Raw genomic sequence first — 22,320 nt, 5'->3', positions numbered from 1 at the left:
GCAACGCTGCGGTCACAGGCTCAACCTCCGGGACAGGTCGGAATGGAACACGCCCTCGGGGTCGACCGAGGCGCGGATCTTGCGCCACTCGTGGATGCGCGGGTACATCCGCTCGATCATCTCCGCCGACGTCCGCGACTCCTTGGCGAGGTACAGCCTGCCGCCCGCGTCGAGGACCAGCTCATCGAGCTCCTGGCACAGCCGGTCGAGACCGGGCGTGATCGGAATGTCCACGGTCAGCGTCCAGCCCTCGCTCGGGAACGACATCGGTGCCTCGTTGCCCGGGCCGAAGGTCTTGAGCACGTTCAGGAACGACACGTGCCCGCTGGCGCTGATCTTGTCGATGGAGCGGCGGAACGTCGACTCCTGCCCGAACGGCACCATGAACTGGTACTGCAGGAAACCGTTCGGGCCGTAGATCCGGTTCCACTCGCCGACCAGGTCGAGCGGGTGGAAGAACTGGGTGATGTTCTGCACCGCCCCGAACTTCGTCGGCGCCTTGCGGTACCAGACCTCGTTGAAGGCGGTGATCGTGTACTTGTTCACCAGCCCGTTCGGGAACAGCGGCGGAGCCGTCATCAGCTGCGGGGCGTTGAACTTCAACGGATCCTTGCGCAGCTTCTTCGGCAGGTCCTCCAGCGTCGCGGAGTTCCCCCTGGTCAACAGGGCGCGACCCAGGTTCTCGCCACGCGCCAGCGAGTCGAACCAGGCCACGGAGTAGATGTAGTTGCCGTCGGAGCCGTCGGTGAAGTACTCGATCAGCTCGTCGAGGTTCTTCGTCTGCACGTTGTCGACCAGGAAGTACGCCGTTTCGACGCGCTTGAGCCGGATCGTCGCCTTCAAGATGATCCCGGTCAGCCCCATGCCGCCGACCGTCGCCCAGAACAGTTCCGCGCCCGTGCCCTGCGGCGACAGGGTGTGCACCGAACCGTCGGCGGTGAGCAGGTCCATCGACAGCACGTGACTGCCGAACGAACCCTGCGAGTGGTGGTTCTTGCCGTGGATATCGGAACCGATGGCGCCGCCGACGGTGACCTGGCGGGTGCCCGGCAGCACCGGGATCCACAGGCCGTACGGCAGCAGGCGGCGCATCAGGGTGTCCAGCGAAACACCGGCGTCGACGACGACCGTCGCTTCATCCGCGTCGACCTGGTGCACGCGGTCGAGCGCGGTCATGTCGATGACGGTGCCGCCCGCGTTCTGCGACGGGTCGCCGTAGCTGCGGCCGAGGCCGCGGGCGATGACGCCGCGCGGGCCTGCTTCACGGACCGCCTTCGAGATCACGTCGATGTCCGGGGTGCTCACGACTTGAGCCGAGGTCGGCGCCGTGCGCCCCCACCCGGTCAGTCGCCGGACTTGTCGGCTGGTCGCATGGTCGTGCTGTCCCGATCCCACCCAGCCGAGTCTATCGGCGTCGCGCACCCGGGTACCGGCGGGTAGCGCCCCGCTAGCACAGGCGCACCAGGGACCGCAGACGTTCACCGCTACACTTTTCGGGGCGACTTGTGGTCGTCCGCCTCCGGGCCTGCCGTACCGACACTCGTTGCCGACACTTGGGGTGAACCAGTGGCCGTGGCCGAATCCGGCACAGACACCGAGCTCAAGAAGCTCGGGCTGTTCCAACAGCTCTTCCGCTTCGTGGCCATCGGCGGTTTCTGCGCCCTGATCGACGCGGGGACCTACTCGGTGCTGCTCGGCGCGCTCGGGTGGCCGACGTGGCTGTCGAAGTCGATCTCGTTCATCCTCGGCACCACGGCTTCGTACCTGATCAACCGGAAGTTCACCTTCAGCGGTGCCAGCTCCGGCAACTCCACGGCCAAGGCCGGGGCGTTCGCGATCGTCTACACGACCACGTTCTTCGTGAACATGGGTTCGAACGAGCTGCTGTGCTTCCTGTTCGACGCGCGCGAGGCGTGGCAGTTCGGGCTGTTCTGGGTGATCGCCCAGGGCCTCGGCACTCTGATCAACTTCGTGATGTTGAAGTGGGTCGTCTTCCGCGACTGACCCCACCGGCCGAGCAGGTCGATGTCCCCTTCGCCCACGCGGGCGAAGGGGACGTTCACTTGGTGCGGTCCTTCGACTGAACGGCCGCCACCTGGCGAAGGGGACGCTCACTCCACGCGGTGCACGGCTCGACGATGCTCAGCTCGCGAAACCCGTGCTGCGGTTCGGCGCTCCGTAGGCGTTGCTCTCCGAGCGCGTGCTCTCCACGTGCGCGGTGGCCACGTGCGCGAAGTTCACCGCGAATTTGCCGCCGTCCGCGGTCGTCAGCAACGTCGTACCTCCGGAACCCATCAGCTCCGCCAGCCGCCCGTCGAGCGTTTCCGCTTCGGTCGCGTCCAACGCGATGTGCAGGGGTTGGGACACGCCTGCCAAGTGCAGGATCAATCCTGGTCGCTTCTCACTCATGCCCCCAGCGCACCACCGCACGCGCTGCGGCGGCAGGCGCTTTCACCCTCGGCGGACGCCCAGCGCACCGTTTTCACCCTGAGCGGACGCGAAACGGCCCGCCCGACCTGATCCGGTCGAGCGGGCCGCTCAGCACTGCGCCTACTGCTGCGGTTCGTCACCACCGCCGAGTTCTTTGACGTCGTTGCGGTCGTCGGAGCTGGGCACGTCGCCCGGCAACTCCACCGTCTTCGTCAGCGGACCCGGCGTCCACAGACCCGAGTGGGTCTCCTTCTGCACGTCCATCGCGACCTCCGCGGGCAACGCGTCCGGCTGGTACGGGTCCACCTCGTAGAGCGAACCCCAATCCCGGTTCAGGTCACCGCGCATGTAGGTCGGCAGCTCCCGCACGCTGGAGCTGACGTTCATCCAGCCGAACGGGCCGCCCGCGTCCGGCGACGACCAGCCCGCGCCGATGTCGCGCACCTCCGCACCGGCCGCCACCCGGAACCGCGGCATCTCGGCGACACCGTTGCGGATACCGGAGATCTGCAGGCACGGATGCACCAGCGCCGCCGTCCACTCCACGAACGTGGGTGCGTCGCCGACGACGTCGGTCATGTTCTGCAGCTGCGGCGCACGCGGCGCGCTCACCGCGAGCCAGCCGTTCGGCGACACCGCCTGGTCGACACCGACGACGCGCATCTTCGTGGCGCCCTCGGCTTCGCCGCCGACGGTGAACCGGTAGTCCCGCCACTGCGGCGCCGGCCCCTGCCCGACGAACTGCCGGTGCATCATCTCGAAGCCCTGCGGGGTGTCCCGGCCGAACTCCAGCACCAGGGCGTTCGCGCCGCCCTCGGCGCCCGCCAGGCTCATCACCACCGGCACCTCGCCCGTCGCCGCGCGCTCCGGCAGGTCGTACCACTGGGTGCGCAGCTCACCGGTGCCGGTGCCCGCCTCGTCGTAGCTGCCCCACACCGGGGCCTGGTCGTCGCCGAACTGGTGCGGCGGGCGCCAGTCCGGTTCCTCCGGATCGGAGCCGTCGCCGACGGGCAGGCCCGGCTTGCGGAACCCGTCCATCTTCGGCGCCAGGTACTGCTCTCCGTTCTCCTCGTCGGCGTTGCGCTTGGGCACCTCGAAGTCCGGCGTCGGCTTCGCGGGCTGCTGCCCCGACACAGCCAACATGCCCGCCTTCGGGTCGGGCTCCACGTACACGTAGTCCGACAGGCCGCAGCTGGAGCCGGCGAGCTGCTTGATGTTGTCCATGCCCAGGCTGTAACTGCCCGCCTGCTTCTGGATGACCTTGCCGAAGGTCGCGAGCTCGCCCAGCACCAGCAGCGCGCAGATGATCGCCAGTGGAGCGGTGCCGAGTCGCAGCGCGCGGCTGCGCTTCTCCATCCCGGTCCGGCCGGGTTCGACGCTCTCGATGACCTTCGGGTTCTTCTCGTCCAGTCTCAGGTGCTCGATGAACGCCACGATGCCCGCGATGCCCGCGATGCCCAGCAGCAGCGTGCTCGCGTTGTGGCCGTCGACGGACGGGGCCTTGTCGAACCACGGCACGCCCCAGCCTGAGACGTACCACCACGCGTTCGGCCCGGTCGAGGCGAACGCGCAGATCACCATCAGTCCGGAGAAGAACGCCGCCCGGTTGCGCCGCGAGCGCAGCACCGTGCTGCTCGTGGCCAGCGCCGTCAACGCGGCGAGCGCCCCGCCGACGGCGGCGAAGATGCCGAAGTGATGCGACCACTTGGTGGGGGTCAGGGCCAGCGCCACGAACGACAGCGCGGCCACGGCCAGCAGGCGGCGGCTCGGGCCGAGCGCCGCGCCCCGGATCCGGCCGCGGCGCAACAGCATCACCGCGCACGTCGCCAGGCACAGCATCACCAGCAGCACCGGGAACCGGCGCACCAGCGAACCGTCCGGGGTGGGGCTGAACAGCAGGTTGTAGCGGTTCAGCTCCTGGTACCAGTCCTCGCTCGGACCGATCTCGGTGCGCAGGTCCGTGGCGTCCATGATCGACTGCCAGGTCTGGTCCGCGAACACCGCGACGAGAATGATCAGGCCGCACGCCGCGATCGGCGCCAGCACCGGTATCCAGCCGTAGTCCTTGGCTCGTTGCCGGACCAACCGCAGCAGCGGCTTCAGCGCGGCCACATAAGGCAGCACCGCGACCAGGCCGTGCGGACCGGCTCCCAGCGCGAGCGCGGCCACGACCAGGCCCATCGCCGCGGGCATCAACCGGCCGGTGGCCACCGCGCGCTCCACGGCGCACATCGCCAGCAGCGAGAACAGGGCGATGACCGGCTCGGCGCGCAGGCCGTTGTTGAACGGCAGCCAGAACGCGAGGAACACGGCGGCCGCGGCCCAACCGGCGGCGTTGCTGCGCCGGACCTGCTGGCCCAGCCTCGGCAGCACCTCGCGGCTGATCAGCAGCCAGCTCACCGAGCCCATCAGCAACGCGGGCAACCGCACCCACGGCGTCGCCGTGGACACCTGCACCCACATCGAATACAGCTCGTAGAACCAGCCGAACGGCGCTTCCGGCACCGCGAACCAGCGGTAGTAGTTGCTGATGTAGCCGGCGCTCTCGCGCGCTCGCGCGATGGTGAGGATGTAACCGTCGTCGGAGGTCATCGCGCCCGCGATCCACCAGACGATCAGCGAGCCGAACACCGCGACGTCGCGCAGCGTCGGCTTCCACCAGCCGCGCGGCACCAGGCGTGGCGGGCGCCGGCCCGCGCGTCCGTCCAGGCGCCGCAGGCACACCACGGAGCCGATGAAGGCCAGCAGCGCCAAACCGATCACGGCGAGCTTGATCGGCGTCGCGCTGCTCTCGTATCGGTTGTCGACGCGGGCCTCGAAGGACAGGCCGTTGATGTCGTCGCGGGCCGAGTCGATGTCGGAGAAGATCCCGGTGAGCTGCGGCCGCTGGTCACCGCGCAGGTTCGCCAGCGTCTCGTCGCCGAGCTTCACCTTGGTGCCGACGACATCGGATCGCACCGTGATGGCGCAGTCGCCCGCCGGGACCGGCACCGTGCCGACCTGCTGCCCCTTGGACAGCAAGGTGACCTGGCCGTTGTCGGCCTGCAAGGTCATGCCGGTGAGGTTGCCGTAGTCCGAGTTCGGCGGGTTCGTGCTCAGCAGGTTCGCCGGGCCGTCGGTGCGCGCGTCGACGCTGCGCACCGATTCGCACGGCACGTTCGCGTTCATCCACAGGGGCGAGAAGCTCACCAGCGGCGCCGAGACCGACTTGGTGCCCTCTGAGGTGGGCCATCTCAGGGTGTTGATGTCGTGGTCGACCGGCAGGAAGGGCACCGCGATCGCCAGGACGGCGCCCAGTAACCCCAGGATGGAAGCGAACCACCTCAGTTGCTTCGCGGATGGGTCGCGCCGGTTCGCCGTCGGGCCTGCCGGAGAGTCCGTCGCCTGATCTGAGGACTCCGGTGGGTCGTCCTTGCGACTGCTGTCTTCCTGCCCCTTAAGCACGCCTGGAGAATAGTAGTCGCTGGTCCGGGGACCTCCGGCGCGTTCGGTGCGGCCCGATTCGAGATGTTTGCCGACGCTATGAGCAGCCCCGATCGAGTGATTCTCAGGCAGCTCTCAGTGTGCCGTGATCGCTCGGTGACCGATCGGTGACCGTCCCGCCGGACGGGCTCAGGACGCCTCCGCCATCAGCTGAGCGACCCGCTGGTGCGAGGTTCCGATCACTTCGGCGATCACTCGCTGGCTCAGGCCCGCGGAGCGGAGCGTCGTGATGATCTCCAGCCGAGCCCGCTCGGCGTTCGCCGCCGCCTGCCGGGACTCCGCCGTCCAGTGCCGCAGCTCTTCGACCGGCCGGGTGTACTCGACGTCGCCTTGCAGGTAGCGCCAGTCGATGTGGAAGGAGTCCGGCTCCCGATCGGCGAGCCCGGCAATGAGATCTCGAACCTCGAGGTCGAGCTCTTCGAGGTGATCGACCTCGGTCGCCCCGGCGGGCAAGCCCTGGACGTGCGCCACCCAGCTCCGGTCCTCCCGGCTCACGTTCACTCGGTAGCTGCTCAACTGCTCCGCGCTCATCGGTCCTCCAGCCACTTCTCGCCGAAAATGGGAGCCAAACCGGTCTCGATGTGCGTGAGTACGTGCCAAGAGATCTCTTTGTTGTGGCCGGTTAAACCGAACCGGGCCACTTCGGCACCTTCCCGGTCGTAGACCGCGAAGATCCGATGCGAGCCCTTCCCCCTACCTGGGATCTCTTGGATCGTCGTCTTCGCATTGCGGGCCGCACGGCGTGCCAGACTCAGCACCTTGGCCGGCTTCAGCTTCTTGTTGACCACAGCTTACTTCTATCGCAGTGGACACTCAAGTGGCAAATAAGCTAGACACGATCGGGTGACCCCGGACGGCGGAACGTGAATCGCCCCGCTCAGCGGCGGAAGAAGTGCTCCTTGCGTCCCTGGCGGACCAGGCGGAGCCACTCGCGGAACGCCTTCGGATCGCGGCGCTGGCCGATGAAGTACAGCCCGAACCGCAGGAACTCCAACGCGCCGATCTTGCGCATCCCCGGCTGCGAGAGCAGGTAACCCCGGTTGCGGTAGGTGTAGTAGCGCTTGTTCTCGTCCGACGGGTCCTGCGCGTGGAACCGGCCACCGAGCATCGGCTTGAACTCGTCCGACCCGTCGGGGTGCACGAACCGCGTCTTGAGCGACGTCCCGAACGGCAGGCCCGAGCGCACCACGCGACGGTGCAGCTCCACCTCGTCACCCCGGACGAACAGGCGGTAGTCCGGCACACCCACCACGTCCAGGGTGGCCGCGCGGAACAGCGCGCCGTTGAAGAACGACGCGATGCCCGGCAGGAAGTCGGCGTCCCCGCCGGGAGCGCTGAGCTCCTCCGGGCGGCGCTTCCAGGTGAGTCCGCGGCGCAGCGGGAACGCCAGCTTGTCCGGCCGGTTGATGTTCACCACGACCGGCGAGACGGCGGCGAGCTTGCGGGTGCGCGCCACGTCCAGCAACGTCGCCAGCGCTTGATCGTCGGCGGGCCTGCCGTCGTCGTCGCCGAGCCAGATCCACTCCGCGCCGAGCGCCAAGGCGTGCAGCATGCCCAGCGCGAACCCGCCGGCTCCGCCGAGGTTGTGCTGGGAAGGCAGGTACGTCGACGGGATCGGGCAGTCCTCGACGACCTGCCGCGCCGGTTGGTCCGGGCCGTTGTCGACGACCACCAGGTGATCCGGCACCCGCGTCTGCGTGGCGATCACCTTGAGCGACTCCGCGAGCAGCTCGCGGCGATGCCTCGTGACGATCACCGCGACGACGGAATCTGCGGGAAGTTGCTGCTGCTCGGCGGAGTCGGTGGTCATGTTGCCTTGTCGCTTCCGATCGTGGCGGTGGCCGTGTCACTGACCTGCGCCAGCATTTCCGGACTGAGGTTTTCGAACGGGTCTTTGCCCTTGTAGGACGTCAGCACGCTGCGCAGCGAACCGTGCTCCCGGATCCCGCCCTTGTCCATCCACACGGCCGAGTTGCACAGCTCCATCAGGAACTCGTCCGAGTGCGAGGCGAAGATCAGGATGCCGGAGCGCTTCACGAGCTCCTTGAGCCGGTCGCGCACCTTCTCCAGGAAGTCGGCGTCGACGGCGCCGATGCCTTCGTCGAGCACCAGGATCTCGGGGTCGATGGAGGTGACCACGCCGATGGCCAGGCGCACCCGCATGCCCGTCGAGTAGGTGCGCAGCGGCATGTCCAGGTAGTCGCCGAGTTCGGTGAACTCGGCGATCTCGTCCATCCGCTTTTCCATCTGCCTGCGGTTCATGCCGAGGAACAGCCCGCGGATGACGATGTTCTCGTACCCGGAGATCTCCGGGTCCATGCCGACGCCGAGGTCGAACACCGGCGCGACCTTGCCCACCACGCGGGCGCTGCCGCGGGTCGGCTCGTAGATGCCCGCGAGCAGCCGCAGCAGCGTGGACTTGCCCGCGCCGTTGTGGCCGACCAGCGCGAGCCGGTCGCCGTGGCTGAGGTGCAGGTCGATGTCGTGCAGGGCTTCGATGATCGGCACCTTGCTGTCGGTGCCGATCTTGCCGCCGGCCTTGCCGAGCACGGCTTTCTTCAACGAGCGGGACTTCGCGTCGAAAATCGGGAAGTCGACCGCCGCGTTCCAGACGTCGATGCTGACCATCGTTCGATCTCCCTCAGACCCAGTAGGGGACGCGGGCGCGGTAGTTGCGCAGGACCAGCGCGGCCAGCAGGAAGCCGCCGAGGGTGCAGCCCAGCACCCAGTACCAGTGGTACAGGTGCTGGTCGAACCCGATCAACGGGTCCCGGAAGATCGCGATGTAGTGCGACAGCGGATTGAGGTCGACGAAGACCTGCCGCCATTCGTTCTTCGGGTTCGCCTCGAACTCGAACATGCCCCAGGTGATCGGGGACATGAACAGCGCCATCGTCATGATGCTCTGGATCACCGGCGGGATGTCCCTGAACCGGGTGGCGACCACGCCGAACAGAGTGGCCACCCACACGCCGTTGACCATGATCAGCAGCAGCGCCGGGATCGCGACGATCACCGTCCAGTTCACCGGGATCGGCTCGCCGACCGCGAAGAAGACGATCAGCAGCACGAAGTAGATCACCAGGTTGTGCAGGAAGAACAGCGTCTGCCGCCACACCAGGCGGAAGATGTGCACGCTCAGCGGAGCGGGTAGCTGCTTCATCAGGCCTTCGTTCTTGATGAAGACCTCGGTGCCCTCGACCACGCAGTTGCGGATGAACTCCCAGATGATGAAGCCGACCGCCAGGTGCGGCAGCTTCTTGTGCAGGTCCGTGCCGAACAGGCTCCCGTAGAGGATGCCCAGCCCGGTCACCATCACGCCCATGCTGATGGTGATCCACAGCGGTCCGATCACGGATCGGCGATACCGCTGCTTGATGTCCTGCCAGCCGAGGTGCGCCCACAGCTGACGCTGCTGGGCACCTTCGACGAGGTCGTTGAACGCTTTGCGCCAGGTCCGCGACGAAGTCTCGGGCGGAGCCGTGGGTCTCTCGATCGTGCTCGTGGCCTGCACGGTGCGTAAGAGTACCGACCGTGCCCTGGTCACCGGGGAGAGGGAGGCACGGATCTCCGCCGCTCCACTCATTCCGGACACGCCGGGCACGGCTCCACGTGGCCGAACTCGGCGACGAGCGGCGAAGCGGCCCCCGCCCACCTGCGGTTCGCTCGTTCGGGCCGCTCGATACGGGGCACCCGGAGCAGGCAGCGGCCGGCCCCGCTTTCGACGGGGCGACTTCTCGCCACCGGTCGCCCCTGGATCCCGGCCCGGCCGGAGGTCCCGGCCGGTCAGCGGCACCGCAGATCAGAGGCATTGGCCGGTAATGGACGCCGATCGCGCAGAGGCACTGGCAGATCAGAGATCCTGGCCGCCTAGAGGCACGGCCGCTCGGAAATACCGCCCCGCTCAGAGGTACTGGCCGGTCCCCCGAGACTGCGGCCCCTGCTCCGCCTCGCCCCCGCTGCCCGCCGGCAGGCCCCGCCGCATCTGCTCCAGCTGCGCCCGCGCCGACATCTGCTGCGCGAACAACGCCGTCTGCAGGCCGTGGAACAGGCCCTCCAGCCAGCCCACCAACTGCGCCTGCGCGATGCGCAGCTCCGACTCCGACGGGGTCGACTCCTGGGCGAACGGCAACGACAGGCGTTCCAGCTCCCCGATGAGCTCCGGGGCGAGACCCTCCTCCAGCTCCCGGATGGAGGACTGGTGGATCTCCTTGAGCCTGCTGCGGCTGGCCTCGTCCAGCGGCGCGGCCCGCACCTCCTCCAGCAGCTGCTTGATCATCGTGCCGATCCGCATCACCTTCGCGGGCTGCTCGACGAGCTCGCCGACGTTCTCCCGTTCGCTCATCCCCTCGCCGGAGGGGTCGACGCCGGAGCCGAGCGGAGTTCCCTCGCCCACCACGAAGACCTCCCGCTGCGGGTCCTGTTCGTTCTGATTCATGCCACCATCCTTACGCCTCCGAGCGCGGTGCACGCACGAGGAGCCGGAATGGGCCACCCGGCGGTCATCAACTCCCGTCCGCTCACTACGGTGTGACCATGGCGTTCGACGTCGCTGCTGTTCGCGGGCTTTTCCCCGCGCTGGGCGACGGCTGGGTGCACCTGGACGCCCCGGCGGGCATGCAGGTTCCCGAGCAGGTCGCGACCGCGGTCTCCACCGCCCTGCGCGCCCCCGTGTCCGGGCCTGGCGGGATCTTCCCCGCTTCGCAGCGCGCCGAGGCCATCGTGGACGCGGCTCGTCGCGCATTGGCCGAACTCGTGGGTGCCGATCCCGCCGGGGTGGTGCTCGGGCCGAACTCCGCCGTGCTGCTGCAACGACTCGCCGATGGGCTCGGCGACGGCTGGATGATCGGCGATGACGTCGTCGTGTCCCGGCTCGACCACCCGTCGAACGTGGTGTGCTGGCAGCGCGCCGCGCAGCGCTCCGGCAGCCAGGTGCGGTGGGCCGAGGTGGACATCGAGACCTGCGAGCTGCCCGCCTGGCAGTACCGGGACCTGATCAACGAGCGCACCAAGGTCGTCGCCGTCACCGCCGCGTCCGGCGCGGTCGGCACCCGCCCCGACGTGCACCAGATCGCCGAGATCGCCGCCGAGCACGACGCGCTCGTGGTGGTCGACGCCTCCGCCGCCGCACCGTTCCTGCCGCTGGACATCACCGCGATGGGCGCCGACGTGCTCGCGCTCAACGCCTCCGCTTGGGGCGGGCCGCCGGTGGGGGCGCTGGTGTTCCGGGATCCGGCGATGATCGACCAGTTGCCGTCGGTGGCGCTGGAGCCCGGTTGGCGCGGACCGGACCGCATGGAGCTCGGCCCGCACGCCTACCCGCTGCTGGCGGGCCTGGTGTCCTCGATCGACTACCTGGCGGGCTTGGACGACGCGGCGGTCGGGCCGCGCCGGGAGCGGCTGCTCATGTCGCTGAGCTCGGTGAAGGCCTACCAAGCCGGTCTGCTGGCGAACCTCACCGGCGGGCTGCGCAGGCTGCGGCACGTGATGGTCATCGGTGACGCGATGCGCCGGGTGCCGTCGATGGCGTTCACCGTCAACGGGGTGAAGGCCGTCGATGCCATCGAGTACCTGGCCGATCAGGGCGTGTGCGCGTTCGCCGACCCCGGCACGCACGGCGTGTTCGCGGTGCTCGGCGTCGGCGAGGTGGGCGGCGCCGTGCGCGTCGGTCTCACGCACTACACGAACGGCTACGAGGTCGATCAGCTGCTGCGCGCCGTCGCCGCCCTCAACTGAAAGGTGAACGCCCCGTTCACCCGGGGGAAGGGGCGTTCACCTCCCGTGCTCAGGAGCGGGTGAGCAGGATCTTGCCGTGGACGCCGCCCGCTTCCAGCAGGGAATGCGCGCGGGCCGCCTCCGGCAGGGGAATGCGGCTGCGCACGATCGGGCGGACGCGGCCGGCGGCGACGTGCGGCCACAGCTTCTCCCGCACGTCCGCGACGATCGCGGCCTTGCCCGTCGGCCCGTCCAGCGGACGTCCGCGCAGGCCCAGCACCGAGATCCGCAGCCGCTTCACCAGCATCCGCCCCAGGTCCAGCTCGGCTTTCCGGCCTCCCTGCATGCCGATCACGGCGAGGTGCCCGTCCGGCGCCAGCGCCGAGAGGTTCCGGTCCAAATAGGACGCACCCATGTTGTCCAGGATCACGTCCGCCCCGCCGAGGCCCTTGACCACTTCGACGAAGTCCTCATCGCGGTAGCCGATCACCGGGTCCGCGCCGAGCTCCCGGCAGAACTCGCGACTTTCGGCCGCCCCGGCGGTCGCGGCGACCCGAGCGCCCAGCGCCCGCGCGATCTGGATGGCGCTGGTGCCGATGCCACCGGATCCGCCGTGCACCAGCAGCAGTTTCCCGGCGGTGAGCCCGCCTTCCATGACGACGTTCGACCACACCGTGCACGACACCTCGGCCAGCCCCGCGGCGTCGACCAGGTCCACGCCCTCGGGCACCGGCAGCAGCTGGGCCGCGGGCACCACGACCCGCTCCGCGTATCCGCCGCCGGCCAGCAGCGCGCACACCTCGTCGCCGACCCGCCAGTCCACGACGCCTTCGCCGAGTTCGGCGATGGTGCCGGAACATTCGAGGCCGAGGATCTCGCTGGCGCCCTTCGGCGGCGGATAGTTCCCCTGCCGCTGGGACAGGTCCGCCCGGTTCACCCCGGCGGCCGCGACGTCCACGAGCACTTCACCTGGACCGGGCCGCGGATCGGCCTGCTCGGTCCATTCCAGCACTTCCGGGTCACCCGGCTCACGGATCGCGATGGCGTACATGGTCACGACCGTAGTACGTGCCGCCGATCCGGCAATACCGGGAAAAATCGTTCCGGGGTAACCATTATTCGGACATTCTTGACTTCACCGGTGAGTGCTGTCGAAGCTGTCCACCACAAACTCACCCTTGGGGAGCAGAACAGAATGAGTGCTGTGAAATCCGGGCGCCGCTTCACCGCCGTGTTCGCCACCTTCGCCGCGGCTCTGCTCGCCGCCGCACCCGCGTCCGCCGCACCCGCCGAGCTGGGGGCTCAGGTCGAGGTCGACGCGGTGCACCGGCACCTCGTCGCGTTGCAGCGCATCGCCGACACCCACGACGGCAACCGCGCCTCCGGCCGCGACGGGTACGAGGCCAGCGTGGACTACGTGGCGGCCAAGTTGCGCGGCGCGGGCTTCGACGTCACCACACCGGAATTCGACTACCAGGCCTATTTCCTGGACTCGTTCGCGCTGGCGGTGGACGGTGCGCCCGTCGCAGGGGACGCGCTGGAGTACTCCCCCGCGACCCCGCAGGGCGGCCTGAGCGCGCCGCTGTCGGTCGCCGCCGTCGACGACACCCCCGGCTGCGAGGCGGCCGACTTCCCCGCCGACGTCGCGGGATCGGTGGCGCTGGTCCAACGCGGATCCTGCACCTTCGCGGAGAAGCAGCAGGTCGCCGCGGACCTCGGTGCGGTGGGCACCATCATCTACAACAACGTCGAAGGCCCGGTGAACGGCACTCTCGGCGACCCCGCCGACGCGCTGATCCCGAGCGCGGGCGTGGACCTGGCCACCGGGCAGCAGCTCGCCGGGAAGGCCGGGGCGCAGGTGCACCTGGACGTGCAGTCGCGGCTGGAGAACATCACCACGCGCAACGTGATCGCCCAGACCCGCACCGGACGCACCGACAACGTGGTGACCGCCGGGGCACACCTGGACAGCGTCGCCGAAGGCGCGGGCATCAACGACAACGGCAGCGGAACCGCCGGTCTCCTGGAGACCGCGCTCGCCCTCGGCGGCGCTCCGGACACGACGAACGCCGTGCGCTTCGCGTTCTGGGGCGCCGAGGAGTCCGGGCTCGTCGGGTCGACGAAGTACGTGCAGAGCCTCAGCTTCGAGCAGCAGCTGGACATCGCGCTGTACTTGAACTTCGACATGATCGGCTCGCCCAACGCCGGCTACTTCGCCTACGACGGGGACGACTCCGACGGTGTCGGCGCAGGCCCCGGCCCGCACGGCTCGGGCGCCATCGAGCGCGACCTGGGGGCTGCGCTGCTCACGCAGGGAGTGGAGATCGAGGGCACCGACTTCGACGGGCGCTCGGACTACGGCGAGTTCATCGCCAACGGCATTCCCGCCGGGGGCCTGTTCACCGGCGGCGACGGCACGAAGACCGAGGAGCAGGCCGCGAAGTGGGGCGGCACGGCCGGGCAGAACTTCGACCCGAACTACCACACCCCACAGGACGACCTGTCCAATGTGGACAAGGTCGCGCTGGAGCGGAACGCGAAGGCGCTGGCCACCACGATCGGCCAGTACGCGCAGAGCACCGAAGGCGTCAACGGCGCGCAGAGCCGCGCCGAGCGCACCGGCCTCCGCACCGCCCAGGCCCCGCTGCCCGCACTCGGCGACCACAACCGGATCTGACCGCCGACACGCGCGACCACGCCGCGGACCTGATCGAAGTGAACGGACCGTTCGTCCAAGCGGATCGGACGAACGGTCCGTTCACTCGAAACCACCCAGGCTCGGCGAACACCTGCTCGGGTTCCGAGAGTGGAGTGAACGGACCGTTCGCCCAACCAGATCGGACGAACGGTCCGTTCACTCGAAACCGCAGCGCGGGCGACAGCGCCGACCCGGGCGCACCGAGCTCGGGTAGCGGGTGGAGTGAACGGACCGTTCGCCCAATGACATCGGGCGAACGGTCCGTTCACTCCCACCGCACCCGGGTCGCCGTTCACCTGCTCGTCGCCTGAGCCTGTGAGAGTGGCGCCGACACTGGGAGGACACCGTGAACCGACGCTTCACCACGCTCGCGACCGCCGCCGTAGTAGTCACGAGCACCGCGCTCGCGGCCCCCGCGGCCGACGCCGAACAGGCCCCGGCGACCGCGCACGACGTCCGCTTCGCCACGTTCAACGCCTCGCTCAACCGCTCCACCGCAGGCGAACTGCTCGCCGATCTGTCCACACCGGACGATCTACAGGCAGCGGAGGTGGCGGAGGTCGTGCAGCGATCCCGTCCCGATGTGCTGCTGCTCAACGAGTTCGACCACGTCGAAGGCGGCGCGGCCGTGGACGCGTTCCGGGACAACTACCTCGCCGTCGGCCACCACGGCGCCGCACCGATCGACTACCCGTACAGCTACACGGCCCCCGTCAACACCGGTGTCCCGTCCGGCATGGACCTGGACAACGACGGCACGGTCGGCGGCCCCGGCGATGCGCACGGTTTCGGCGAGTTCCCCGGCCAGTACGGCATGGTCGTGCTCTCCAAGCACCCCATCAACGAGGGCGAGGTCCGCACCTTCCAGCAGTTCCGCTGGGCGGACATGCCCGGTGCCTTGCTGCCCGACGACCCGGCCACCCCCGAACCGGCCGACTGGTTCTCCCCGGAGGAGCTGAAGTCGGTGCGGCTGTCATCGAAGTCCCACTGGGACGTCCCCGTCGAAGTGGGCGGCCGCGAGGTGCACCTGCTGGCCGCGCACCCCACTCCCCCGAACTTCGACGGCCCCGAGGACCGCAACGGCCTGCGCAACAACGACGAGATCCGATTCTGGTCCGACTACGTCCACCCCGCCCGCGGCCGCTACCTCTACGACGACACCGGGCGGCGAGGCGGACTGGCGTCCGGAGCGCGATTCGTCATCGCGGGCGACCACAACTCCGATCCCGCCGACGGGGACAGCGTCCCCGGCGCCGCGAAGCGGCTGCTGACCGCGCATCGAGTGCACGACCCGGAACCCGCCAGCGCCGGAGCAGCCGAAGCCGCCCGCGACCAAGGCGGCGCCAACACCGGCCACCACGGCCCGGCCCGGCTGGACACCGCGGATTTCAGCGACGACACCCCCGGCAACCTGCGCGTGGACTACGTCTTGCCGTCCTGGCCGCTGCGCCCCACGGACGCGGGAGTCTTCTGGCCCACCGCCGAAGACGAGGCATCCCGGCTCAACGACGCCTCCGACCACCACCTGACCTGGGTGGACCTTCGAGCGTGACCGGAAATCGATCACATCGGACGCTTCCGGCCGGCCGGGAAGCGGCCGCACCGAACCTCGGCTCCACATCTCGGATCGAGCCGATTCCGGTGCGGAATCCGACTAACCTGACCACGTGATCGATGGGAGCGAAGAACAGGTCCGCTGGCTCGACGACGAGGAGATGGCGGCGTGGCGCTCGTACATCGAGGGCAGCGCACTGCTGGAACACCGGCTCAACAGGGAACTCCAGGCCGCGCACAACCTGTCCATCGCCGACTACGAGATCCTGGTCAGGCTGTCCGAGCACCCTGACCGGCAACTGCGAATGAGCGAACTCGCCAGGGACGTGGCGCACTCCAAAAGCCGAATCTCACACCAGATCCGCAGACTGGAGAACGCCGAACTGGTGCGCCGCAACGACTGCCCCGACGACGGCCGCGGCGTCCTCGCCGTGCTCACCGACCGCGGCGAGGAAGTCCTGCGCGCAGCGGCCCCCTCCCACGTCGCCGGTGTCCGAGAGCACCTGATCGACCTGCTGGCCCCTGCGGAGAAGCAAGTCCTGGCCACCGTCTTCGAACGCCTCAGAACCCGCCTGCGCGCCCAACCGGAGCCCTGACCCGACCCCCTCCCGGCTGTCCGCGCGCCCGTTCGGACGGCTAGGCTCCGGCCTTGGAAGCGTGGCAGAGCGGCCGAATGCACTCGCCTTGAAAGCGAGCGTCCCGAAAGGGACCGGGGGTTCGAATCCCCCCGCTTCCGCAGCTGTGACCAGCACGAACAGAGCCCGGCGAAGTTGAGCCCCGCCGGGCTTTGTCGCGCTTAGTCTCAGTTGACCCTTTCCGGAACCGTCCTAGGACTTGCTCCTCAGCACCGGAGTACGGCGGGTTTGTCCGGGGGCGCCTCTCGCAAGGAGGTTGGCGGAAGCCGACCAAGGCGAGTTGGTCAGTGCGGAACACGGCACGAGGTGGCAGGGGCCGACGACGAACCAGGGACGACCGCTCACGCATCAGCCGTGCTTCCAGGCCCACGGCGCGATCTCCGCGAAGTCGGGCATCACCGGGGAGCGCGGAGGATCCGCGGACCGTCCAGCTCAGGCGCCCCGGGTCAGCTCGCAGTGGTTCGTTCGATCCAGGCTCGGTGGGCTGTCAGGTCGGTGTAGATGCCGGGGCCGGTGGCGCAGGTCGGGTCGGCGTCACCGTCGCGGCTGGTGGCTCCGATCAGCTCCCACTGCCCGGCGCGGCCCTTGATCTGCGGGCCGCCGGAATCGAGCATGCACGCCTGCGCGTTCTCGGTGGGGCTGTCGGTGCACAGCTCGTTGCCCGCGTTGTAGTTCTCGGTGCACCGGTCGTCGGGGACGAGGTCGGTGTCCAGTTCCTGCAACCGGATCGGCGGTTCCGGACATTCGCTACCGTCCTCGCAGGTCATTCCCCAGCCGAGGATTCGGGTGTCGGTTCCCGCCGGTCCTGCTTCCTCGGCGATCTTGATGGGCTGCGCGTCCACGGGATGGTCCAGCTTCAGCACCGCCACGTCGTCGCGGAACGGCTCGTAGGAGAAGTCCGGGTGCGCGATGACCTCGGTGACCTTCGCTTCGGCGCCTTTCGTGCGGTCGTGGTCGCCGACCCGCACGGAAAGCTGCTCCGGATCGAGGTTCACCGTGCAGTGCCCGGCGGTCACGACCCAATCCGGCTTGATCAGGGACGCCCCGCAGTAGTGCTCGCCGTCCTTCTGCACGCTCACCATGAACGGGTAGTCCGCGGTGGCGTCGTGCCCTCCGATGATCGCCGACGCCGCCGGTGTCAACACCGCGCTCAACGCGATCGCTCCCGCCGTTCCGAACAGTGCCGCTTTGCCGAGCTTGATCATCCGATTCTCCCTGGAAGTTCCGCAATCCGGTCACTCCAAAGCTAGGGAGCGGCGCCGGGAACGAGATCAGCTCGAGGTACACCGTGATCTACTACCTTCGGCCAATTGAGCAGCAATCCTCACCGAGGTTCGACCGCAACGGATCCTCTTGCGTCGAGGGCGAAAACCACGTAGTTCGAGGATGGGCCGCATACCCGCACGGCTCTTGGTGATCGCGGCAGTCGTCTTGGCCCTGACCTCGGTCGATCTGCTGTCTTCGAGCTCTTCGTCGTCGCTCCCGGGACGGGTCTTGCGGGCGCTGCTGCTGCTCGCCGCGAGCACGTTCGCGCTCGTCAGGAAACGGCGCGGTCATAACGGGCTCTCGCACCGGGGGTCAGCGAGCCGGTGTCCACGTGGTGAGGTCTGCCGCATCCCCGTGCCAGCGGACCGCGGGGCCGACGACGATGACGTCCGTGAGCCAGAACGTCTGACCCGGGTTCCAGCCCGCGAGCACGCTGCACGCCTCGCCGACCGGCAACGCACGTCCCGCGCCGGTGAGGTAGCCGGCGACCGTCAGGTGCACGGCGTCGTAGTCGGCGGCGACGGCCGTCCAGTCCGGGATCACCCAGCGGCCCGCCCGGCCGGTGACCTTCCACCAGTCGTGACGTCGCGACAGGCTCACTTCCAGCGGATATCGACCGGCGAGTTCGCTCCAGGCCGCGGGACCGGTGATCTCGAAGATCCGGGGGGCGCCCGTTGGTCGCACCGACCGGCACCATGCCTCTTCCGGGCCGAAGTCGTCTTCGACCAGGCAGAGACCGAGCGGCCCCATCCCATGCGGAGCGCAGGTGCTGTCGACTACTTCCCCGGTCGGCGAAGACCACCAGAACCCGCTGAACGGCGCTGCCGGATCCGCCGGGCGGTTCCGCGCCCTGCGCTCATCCTCGACCGTGGACGTTCGCCAGTCGGCCAGCGCCTTCGCCGCTCGTCCCGTTCCGGGTGGGCCGGTGTGCGCGAACTCCGCGTGGAACTGCCTGCCGAGGTCGATCGGCTCGAACCACCGCTGGACGGCCGGTGCCGAGGCGATGGCGCGGGCGGTGGGCACCAGTGCGCGGCGGACGTCGGGCAACGCCAACGCCCGATCCACTTCGTCGGGTTCCTGCCAGTACCTGGCTCGGTCGACGGACTCCGCGAGCGGGTCGAGGAACGCCGATTCCTCCCAGCTCGCCAGGAAATCCACGTCGCCGTCGCCCAACTCGTCGAAGAAGTCGGCGATCCGTGCCGCATCGATGCCGAACGTGGTGGGGAGGTGCGGTCCGGCGACGGCCGCGAAGCACAGCCGCCGCCCACGCGGCCCGGAGACAAGATCCTCGGCGAACCCCATGCGCCGACCGTAACGATGGTCGAACGGGGCGGTACAGCGATTTTGTCGTCGATGGCCACGGGGTTCCGGGAGGCTGAGGGTTTCCGGGAGGCTGAGGGGTTCCTGCGTCCCGTCGGTGTGGCGGCGGAGTTCGGCCGCCGTGAGATCGTGGCGGCCGAGGCGCAGCGCTGTGTGTGGTTGTTTCAGGTCCGGCCGGTGGGCCGCGCTTCCCGAAAAGGGGCCGATCGACTCACACCAATTGGTCACTCGAATCGGTGAAGTTATGCACCTGATCGTGGGGCAACCGATTTCGGTCGAATTCCGCGACTCCGCCTGAATCGCCGGTTTTAGCTGCTCAGGAACCATTTTTCGCCGCCCCGCCGGGTCACGTACGCGCGTACCTTTCCGTTTGGATCGATCCTCTTGGTGGGTTAGCGTCCGCCAGGCACCTGATCGGCGGTACCGGCGATCCGGTGTCCCCCCGATCGCACTGCACTTCCCCGAATGCCGTTTCGGCATTCCCTCACCGCATCGCCGCAGCCCGGCATGGCCGGGTCAGGAACCGAGGAACAAGTCATGACAGCGCGAACCCGATCCGCCCGAACCGCCCCGGCACAACGCCGGGCGCTCGGCTGCGCGCGATCGTCGCTGCTGGCCGGTGGCCTCGCGGCGTTGCTCGCCGGATGCGGGGGCGGTGCGCTGCCACCTGCTCCGGCAGCGGAAACCGCCGCCCCCGCACCGGTTGGACAAGCCGACCGAGTCGACCTCACCGGGCTCCCCACGGCCAGCACCTTCGGCGATCTCGCCGACGCCGTCGCCGACCCCGCGCCGCAAGCCGCCACCGACGGAGTCGTGCTGCGCATCGAGCGGGACGTGGCCGTGCACCGCTCGCCCGGCGGACCCGCATTCGCCCGGCTGCCCGCGACCCAGCTCGGCAACCCGACCTGGGTTCCGCTGATCGCTCGGCACGGCGACTGGGCGCAGATCCTGCTTCCCTCCCGTCCCAACAACAGCAGCGGCTGGATCCGCGTCGGCCCGGCGGATCCCGTCACCCAAGCCCGCACTCCGTACCACGTCGACGTGGACGTGGACGCGAAACGGCTCGTGGTGCGGGAAAGCGGCCGCGACATCGGTACCTGGACCGTCGGAGTGGGTTCGACGGACGCCCCGACACCGCGCGGCCGCACCTACCTGATGGCCGCGATCGAAGAGACCGTCACGAAATTCAGTCCGATCATTCTTCCCCTGGGCACCCACTCTGAGACCTTCAACAGTTACGGAGGCGGACCGGGAACCGTCGCACTACACGGCTGGCCCGACCCGGCCGTGTTCGGCGAAGAAGCCAGCGACGGGTGTGTGCGAGTACCACCAGACGCATTACGGCTGCTCAGCACACTGCCACTGGGAACAGTCGTGTCGCTGCATTGAGGACACGTCGTGCGACCAGCGGAGACGGAACGCGGCGGGAAGGCGGCAGGGCACCGAGTACGACCCTGGCGTGACGATGAGCCCGGCCTGACCGGACGACGGAAAGCCGGCCCCACAGTAATCCCGGAAATCGAAACGAAGGAAGTGCGACAGTGCACAAAAAAGCACACATCGCCGGTGTCATCACGGCGACCGCTGGATTGTTGCTGGCAGGCGCTCCGGCGTTCGCCGACAGCGCGGACAACGACGGGATCAACGTCGGCAACGACAACAACGTCAGCCTGGTTCCGATCCAGCTGTGCGGCAACAACGTCGCAGCCGCCGGAGTCGTCGTCTCCGTGATCTCCCCGCAGACCAGCACTTGCGTCAACGCGCCGGTCGTCGACCACCCGTCGCACAAGCCGGAGAAGCCCGACCACGAAAAGCCGGAAAAGCCGCACAAGCCGCACAAGCCCGAGTGGCCGGGTGGACACGGCGGCGGTGGCCACGGCGGGGGCGGCCACGGTGGCGGTGGCCACGGCGGGGGCGGCCACGGTGGCGGTGGCCACGGCGGGGGTCCCGGCCCGGCACCCGCGCCCGAGCCGGCACCGGCTCCGAGCGCTCCGGCCGAGCAGGTGTCGCCCGCCGAACTGCCGGCCGCACCCAGCCCGGTGGCGGTGGCAGGCCACGCGGCCGTCACCGGCTGACGGAGTTCGTCCGAATTCGCACCGTGCCCGTGCCTCGTCCGACCCTCGCTGTGGTCGACGGGGCACGGGCACGTGCACAGTGGTGACATGTTGATCCGCATCCCCACGCCCGGCGACGTACTCGGAATGGCCCGCTCCACGGTCGGCTGGGCAGTGGACTCCGCGACGACGGTCGCCGCAGCACCGGCTCGGGTACTGGGCCTGGTGGACGGCGTGGAGACCCTGCTGAACAGGGTGAACGCCGTCGTCGATGGCGCCGAGGAAATCCTCGCTCGCACCGGCCGCACCGTTGACGAAGTCGAAGAAGTGCTGCGAGAGGCCAAGACCGCGGCCGCGGCCGCGAGCCGCACCGTCGAAGAGGCAGGCGCCATCTCCGCCGACGCCCGCGTCATCGTCGAGAACGCCGGGTCGGTGAGCGACACCGCCTCGAACACCGTCGCCGAAGTGCAGAAGACCGCCGCGATGGCCGACGAGCTGCTGGCGACCTACGAACCCATCGCACGCAAAGCGGCGCCGATGGCGCAGCTGTTCGTAGACGAGCTCACGCAGAAAGAGGTCGACGCGGCGATCCGCCTGGTCGACGAACTGCCGGTGCTCACCGAGCACGTGCTCTCCGATGTGCTGCCGATCCTGCGCACCCTGGACAAAGTCGGCCCCGAGATCCACGAGCTGCTCGAAGTCACCCACGACGTGCGCCGCGCCATCGTCGGCATTCCCGGATTCCAATTCTTCCGCCGACGCGGCGGGGAACGGGTCGGCGAAGAAGCCGAAGAACGCCCCGAATCGCGGCCGGTCGCGCCGGCTCGGACCGACAACGGTGAGATCGGCTCAACCTCGCGCTGAACCACGGGAACTGCCACTCGAAAGTGCGATCATGGTGCTTGCGTTCGGCGGGATTTCCCGCTGCACGGCTAGATTCGCGTGCGGCGTAGTTCACTACGCAGTCGGCGTGGTCGCCCCGGTCCGACCGGCGGTCACTCCTCTCGGGATGTCCGGCGAAGTACTCCCCCTCTCTTCGCCGGACATCTGGGGGCCGCTCTTGTTGCTTGGGTGGTCGGGTGGCGGAACCTCAGCTGGTCGGCCTTTTGACGTGGGCTATGTGCTTCGCACATACAGGCACGGCTTCGCCGCAAAGCACGGCTTC

The 22,320-nt window shown here is 68.9% G+C and carries 20 protein-coding genes and 1 tRNA gene; 9 read left to right on the top strand and 12 right to left on the bottom strand.

Features of this window, described 5'->3' with window-relative positions; all coding sequences use genetic code 11:
• Positions 1–12: 12 nt before the first annotated feature.
• Positions 13–1,395 (bottom strand): decaprenylphosphoryl-beta-D-ribose oxidase, encoded by a 1,383-nt coding sequence (locus H2Q94_RS00840; protein WP_397545404.1) that lies wholly within the window; start codon positions 1,393–1,395, stop codon positions 13–15.
• 171 nt (positions 1,396–1,566) lie between these two features.
• Between H2Q94_RS00840 and H2Q94_RS00835 the strand changes: the two genes are divergently transcribed.
• Positions 1,567–2,004, top strand: coding sequence for a GtrA family protein (locus tag H2Q94_RS00835; protein WP_243790947.1), 438 nt, complete (start codon positions 1,567–1,569; stop codon positions 2,002–2,004).
• Between the two features lie 138 nt (positions 2,005–2,142).
• On the opposite strand, the gene H2Q94_RS00830 is transcribed toward H2Q94_RS00835, so the two are convergent.
• The 8 genes from H2Q94_RS00830 to H2Q94_RS00795 all read right to left on the bottom strand — a co-directional run bounded on the left by H2Q94_RS00830 (position 2,143) and on the right by H2Q94_RS00795 (position 10,351).
• On the bottom strand, positions 2,143–2,409 hold the full coding sequence (locus H2Q94_RS00830; protein WP_243790945.1) for a hypothetical protein: 267 nt from the start codon (positions 2,407–2,409) through the stop codon (positions 2,143–2,145).
• Positions 2,410–2,550: 141 nt separating this feature from the next.
• Positions 2,551–5,874 carry an arabinosyltransferase domain-containing protein gene (locus H2Q94_RS00825; RefSeq protein ID WP_397545403.1) on the bottom strand — a complete coding sequence of 1,108 codons (3,324 nt, stop codon included), beginning with the start codon at positions 5,872–5,874 and terminating at the stop codon, positions 2,551–2,553.
• A gap of 168 nt (positions 5,875–6,042) precedes the next feature.
• Positions 6,043–6,444, bottom strand: a complete 402-nt coding sequence (locus tag H2Q94_RS00820) for a MerR (protein ID WP_243790941.1) — start codon at positions 6,442–6,444, stop codon at positions 6,043–6,045.
• Positions 6,441–6,701, bottom strand: coding sequence for a hypothetical protein (locus H2Q94_RS00815; RefSeq protein ID WP_243790938.1), 261 nt, complete (start codon positions 6,699–6,701; stop codon positions 6,441–6,443). Before H2Q94_RS00815 ends, H2Q94_RS00820 begins: the two co-directional genes overlap by 4 nt.
• A gap of 89 nt (positions 6,702–6,790) precedes the next feature.
• Positions 6,791–7,723 (bottom strand): galactofuranosyltransferase GlfT1, encoded by a 933-nt coding sequence (glfT1, locus tag H2Q94_RS00810; protein ID WP_243790936.1) that lies wholly within the window; start codon positions 7,721–7,723, stop codon positions 6,791–6,793.
• The gene (gene wzt, locus H2Q94_RS00805; protein ID WP_243790934.1) at positions 7,720–8,541 is read right to left on the bottom strand and encodes a galactan export ABC transporter ATP-binding subunit Wzt/RfbE; all 822 of its coding nucleotides are present in this window, start codon (positions 8,539–8,541) and stop codon (positions 7,720–7,722) included. The genes glfT1 and wzt overlap by 4 nt, the downstream gene beginning before the upstream one ends.
• A gap of 13 nt (positions 8,542–8,554) precedes the next feature.
• The gene (gene wzm, locus H2Q94_RS00800) at positions 8,555–9,427 is read right to left on the bottom strand and encodes a galactan export ABC transporter permease subunit Wzm/RfbD (RefSeq protein ID WP_243790932.1); all 873 of its coding nucleotides are present in this window, start codon (positions 9,425–9,427) and stop codon (positions 8,555–8,557) included.
• Positions 9,428–9,817: 390 nt separating this feature from the next.
• Positions 9,818–10,351 (bottom strand): bacterial proteasome activator family protein, encoded by a 534-nt coding sequence (locus H2Q94_RS00795; protein WP_309501104.1) that lies wholly within the window; start codon positions 10,349–10,351, stop codon positions 9,818–9,820.
• Positions 10,352–10,449: 98 nt separating this feature from the next.
• Between H2Q94_RS00795 and H2Q94_RS00790 the strand changes: the two genes are divergently transcribed.
• Complete coding sequence (locus H2Q94_RS00790; RefSeq protein ID WP_243790930.1) at positions 10,450–11,649, top strand: cysteine desulfurase-like protein; 1,200 nt, start codon at positions 10,450–10,452, stop codon at positions 11,647–11,649.
• Between the two features lie 49 nt (positions 11,650–11,698).
• On the opposite strand, the gene H2Q94_RS00785 is transcribed toward H2Q94_RS00790, so the two are convergent.
• Positions 11,699–12,679: an NAD(P)H-quinone oxidoreductase gene (locus H2Q94_RS00785; RefSeq protein ID WP_243790927.1), complete on the bottom strand. Its 981-nt coding sequence runs from the start codon at positions 12,677–12,679 to the stop codon at positions 11,699–11,701.
• Positions 12,680–12,823: 144 nt separating this feature from the next.
• On the opposite strand from H2Q94_RS00785, the gene H2Q94_RS00780 reads away from it, so the two are divergent.
• The 4 genes from H2Q94_RS00780 to H2Q94_RS00765 all read left to right on the top strand — a co-directional run bounded on the left by H2Q94_RS00780 (position 12,824) and on the right by H2Q94_RS00765 (position 16,616).
• Positions 12,824–14,305: a M28 family peptidase gene (locus H2Q94_RS00780; RefSeq protein ID WP_243790925.1), complete on the top strand. Its 1,482-nt coding sequence runs from the start codon at positions 12,824–12,826 to the stop codon at positions 14,303–14,305.
• A 367-nt stretch (positions 14,306–14,672) separates the two neighbouring features.
• The gene (locus H2Q94_RS00775; protein ID WP_243790923.1) at positions 14,673–15,878 is read left to right on the top strand and encodes an endonuclease/exonuclease/phosphatase family protein; all 1,206 of its coding nucleotides are present in this window, start codon (positions 14,673–14,675) and stop codon (positions 15,876–15,878) included.
• Positions 15,879–16,041: 163 nt separating this feature from the next.
• Positions 16,042–16,476: a MarR family winged helix-turn-helix transcriptional regulator gene (locus H2Q94_RS00770; protein WP_397545505.1), complete on the top strand. Its 435-nt coding sequence runs from the start codon at positions 16,042–16,044 to the stop codon at positions 16,474–16,476.
• A gap of 55 nt (positions 16,477–16,531) precedes the next feature.
• Positions 16,532–16,616, top strand: a tRNA-Ser gene (locus H2Q94_RS00765).
• Between the two features lie 345 nt (positions 16,617–16,961).
• On the opposite strand, the gene H2Q94_RS00760 is transcribed toward H2Q94_RS00765, so the two are convergent.
• Both H2Q94_RS00760 and H2Q94_RS00755 read right to left on the bottom strand, forming a co-directional pair.
• Complete coding sequence (locus H2Q94_RS00760) at positions 16,962–17,720, bottom strand: S1 family peptidase (RefSeq protein ID WP_243790919.1); 759 nt, start codon at positions 17,718–17,720, stop codon at positions 16,962–16,964.
• Between the two features lie 373 nt (positions 17,721–18,093).
• Positions 18,094–19,083, bottom strand: coding sequence for a hypothetical protein (locus tag H2Q94_RS00755; protein WP_243790917.1), 990 nt, complete (start codon positions 19,081–19,083; stop codon positions 18,094–18,096).
• 555 nt (positions 19,084–19,638) lie between these two features.
• Between H2Q94_RS00755 and H2Q94_RS00750 the strand changes: the two genes are divergently transcribed.
• From H2Q94_RS00750 to H2Q94_RS00740, 3 genes are all read left to right on the top strand, one after another.
• A complete protein-coding gene (locus tag H2Q94_RS00750) occupies positions 19,639–20,490 on the top strand; it encodes a L,D-transpeptidase (protein WP_243790915.1) in 852 nt (283 codons plus the stop codon).
• 152 nt (positions 20,491–20,642) lie between these two features.
• Complete coding sequence (locus tag H2Q94_RS00745; protein WP_243790913.1) at positions 20,643–21,176, top strand: hypothetical protein; 534 nt, start codon at positions 20,643–20,645, stop codon at positions 21,174–21,176.
• An 87-nt stretch (positions 21,177–21,263) separates the two neighbouring features.
• Positions 21,264–22,019: a hypothetical protein gene (locus H2Q94_RS00740; protein WP_243790911.1), complete on the top strand. Its 756-nt coding sequence runs from the start codon at positions 21,264–21,266 to the stop codon at positions 22,017–22,019.
• The last annotated feature ends 301 nt before the right edge of the window (positions 22,020–22,320 follow it).

It is taken from the genome of Saccharopolyspora gloriosae (assembly GCF_022828475.1).
Lineage (GTDB): Bacteria > Actinomycetota > Actinomycetes > Mycobacteriales > Pseudonocardiaceae > Saccharopolyspora_C > Saccharopolyspora_C gloriosae_A.
This window is presented reverse-complemented; position numbering and strand designations above follow the sequence as displayed.

What these genes read in the sequence shown, in the direction of transcription:
- H2Q94_RS00830 (WP_243790945.1), bottom strand. Translation starts at nt 2,409, where the DNA reads ATGAGTGAGAAGCGACCAGGATTGATCCTGCACTTGGCAGGCGTGTCC.
- H2Q94_RS00780 (WP_243790925.1), top strand. Translation starts at nt 12,824, where the DNA reads ATGAGTGCTGTGAAATCCGGGCGCCGCTTCACCGCCGTGTTCGCCACC.
- wzt (WP_243790934.1), bottom strand. Translation starts at nt 8,541, where the DNA reads ATGGTCAGCATCGACGTCTGGAACGCGGCGGTCGACTTCCCGATTTTC.
- H2Q94_RS00785 (WP_243790927.1), bottom strand. Translation starts at nt 12,679, where the DNA reads ATGTACGCCATCGCGATCCGTGAGCCGGGTGACCCGGAAGTGCTGGAA.
- H2Q94_RS00760 (WP_243790919.1), bottom strand. Translation starts at nt 17,720, where the DNA reads ATGATCAAGCTCGGCAAAGCGGCACTGTTCGGAACGGCGGGAGCGATC.
- H2Q94_RS00740 (WP_243790911.1), top strand. Translation starts at nt 21,264, where the DNA reads ATGTTGATCCGCATCCCCACGCCCGGCGACGTACTCGGAATGGCCCGC.
- H2Q94_RS00770 (WP_397545505.1), top strand. Translation starts at nt 16,042, where the DNA reads ATGGCGGCGTGGCGCTCGTACATCGAGGGCAGCGCACTGCTGGAACAC.
- H2Q94_RS00750 (WP_243790915.1), top strand. Translation starts at nt 19,639, where the DNA reads ATGACAGCGCGAACCCGATCCGCCCGAACCGCCCCGGCACAACGCCGG.
- glfT1 (WP_243790936.1), bottom strand. Translation starts at nt 7,723, where the DNA reads ATGACCACCGACTCCGCCGAGCAGCAGCAACTTCCCGCAGATTCCGTC.
- H2Q94_RS00820 (WP_243790941.1), bottom strand. Translation starts at nt 6,444, where the DNA reads ATGAGCGCGGAGCAGTTGAGCAGCTACCGAGTGAACGTGAGCCGGGAG.
- H2Q94_RS00795 (WP_309501104.1), bottom strand. Translation starts at nt 10,351, where the DNA reads ATGAATCAGAACGAACAGGACCCGCAGCGGGAGGTCTTCGTGGTGGGC.
- H2Q94_RS00755 (WP_243790917.1), bottom strand. Translation starts at nt 19,083, where the DNA reads ATGGGGTTCGCCGAGGATCTTGTCTCCGGGCCGCGTGGGCGGCGGCTG.
- H2Q94_RS00790 (WP_243790930.1), top strand. Translation starts at nt 10,450, where the DNA reads ATGGCGTTCGACGTCGCTGCTGTTCGCGGGCTTTTCCCCGCGCTGGGC.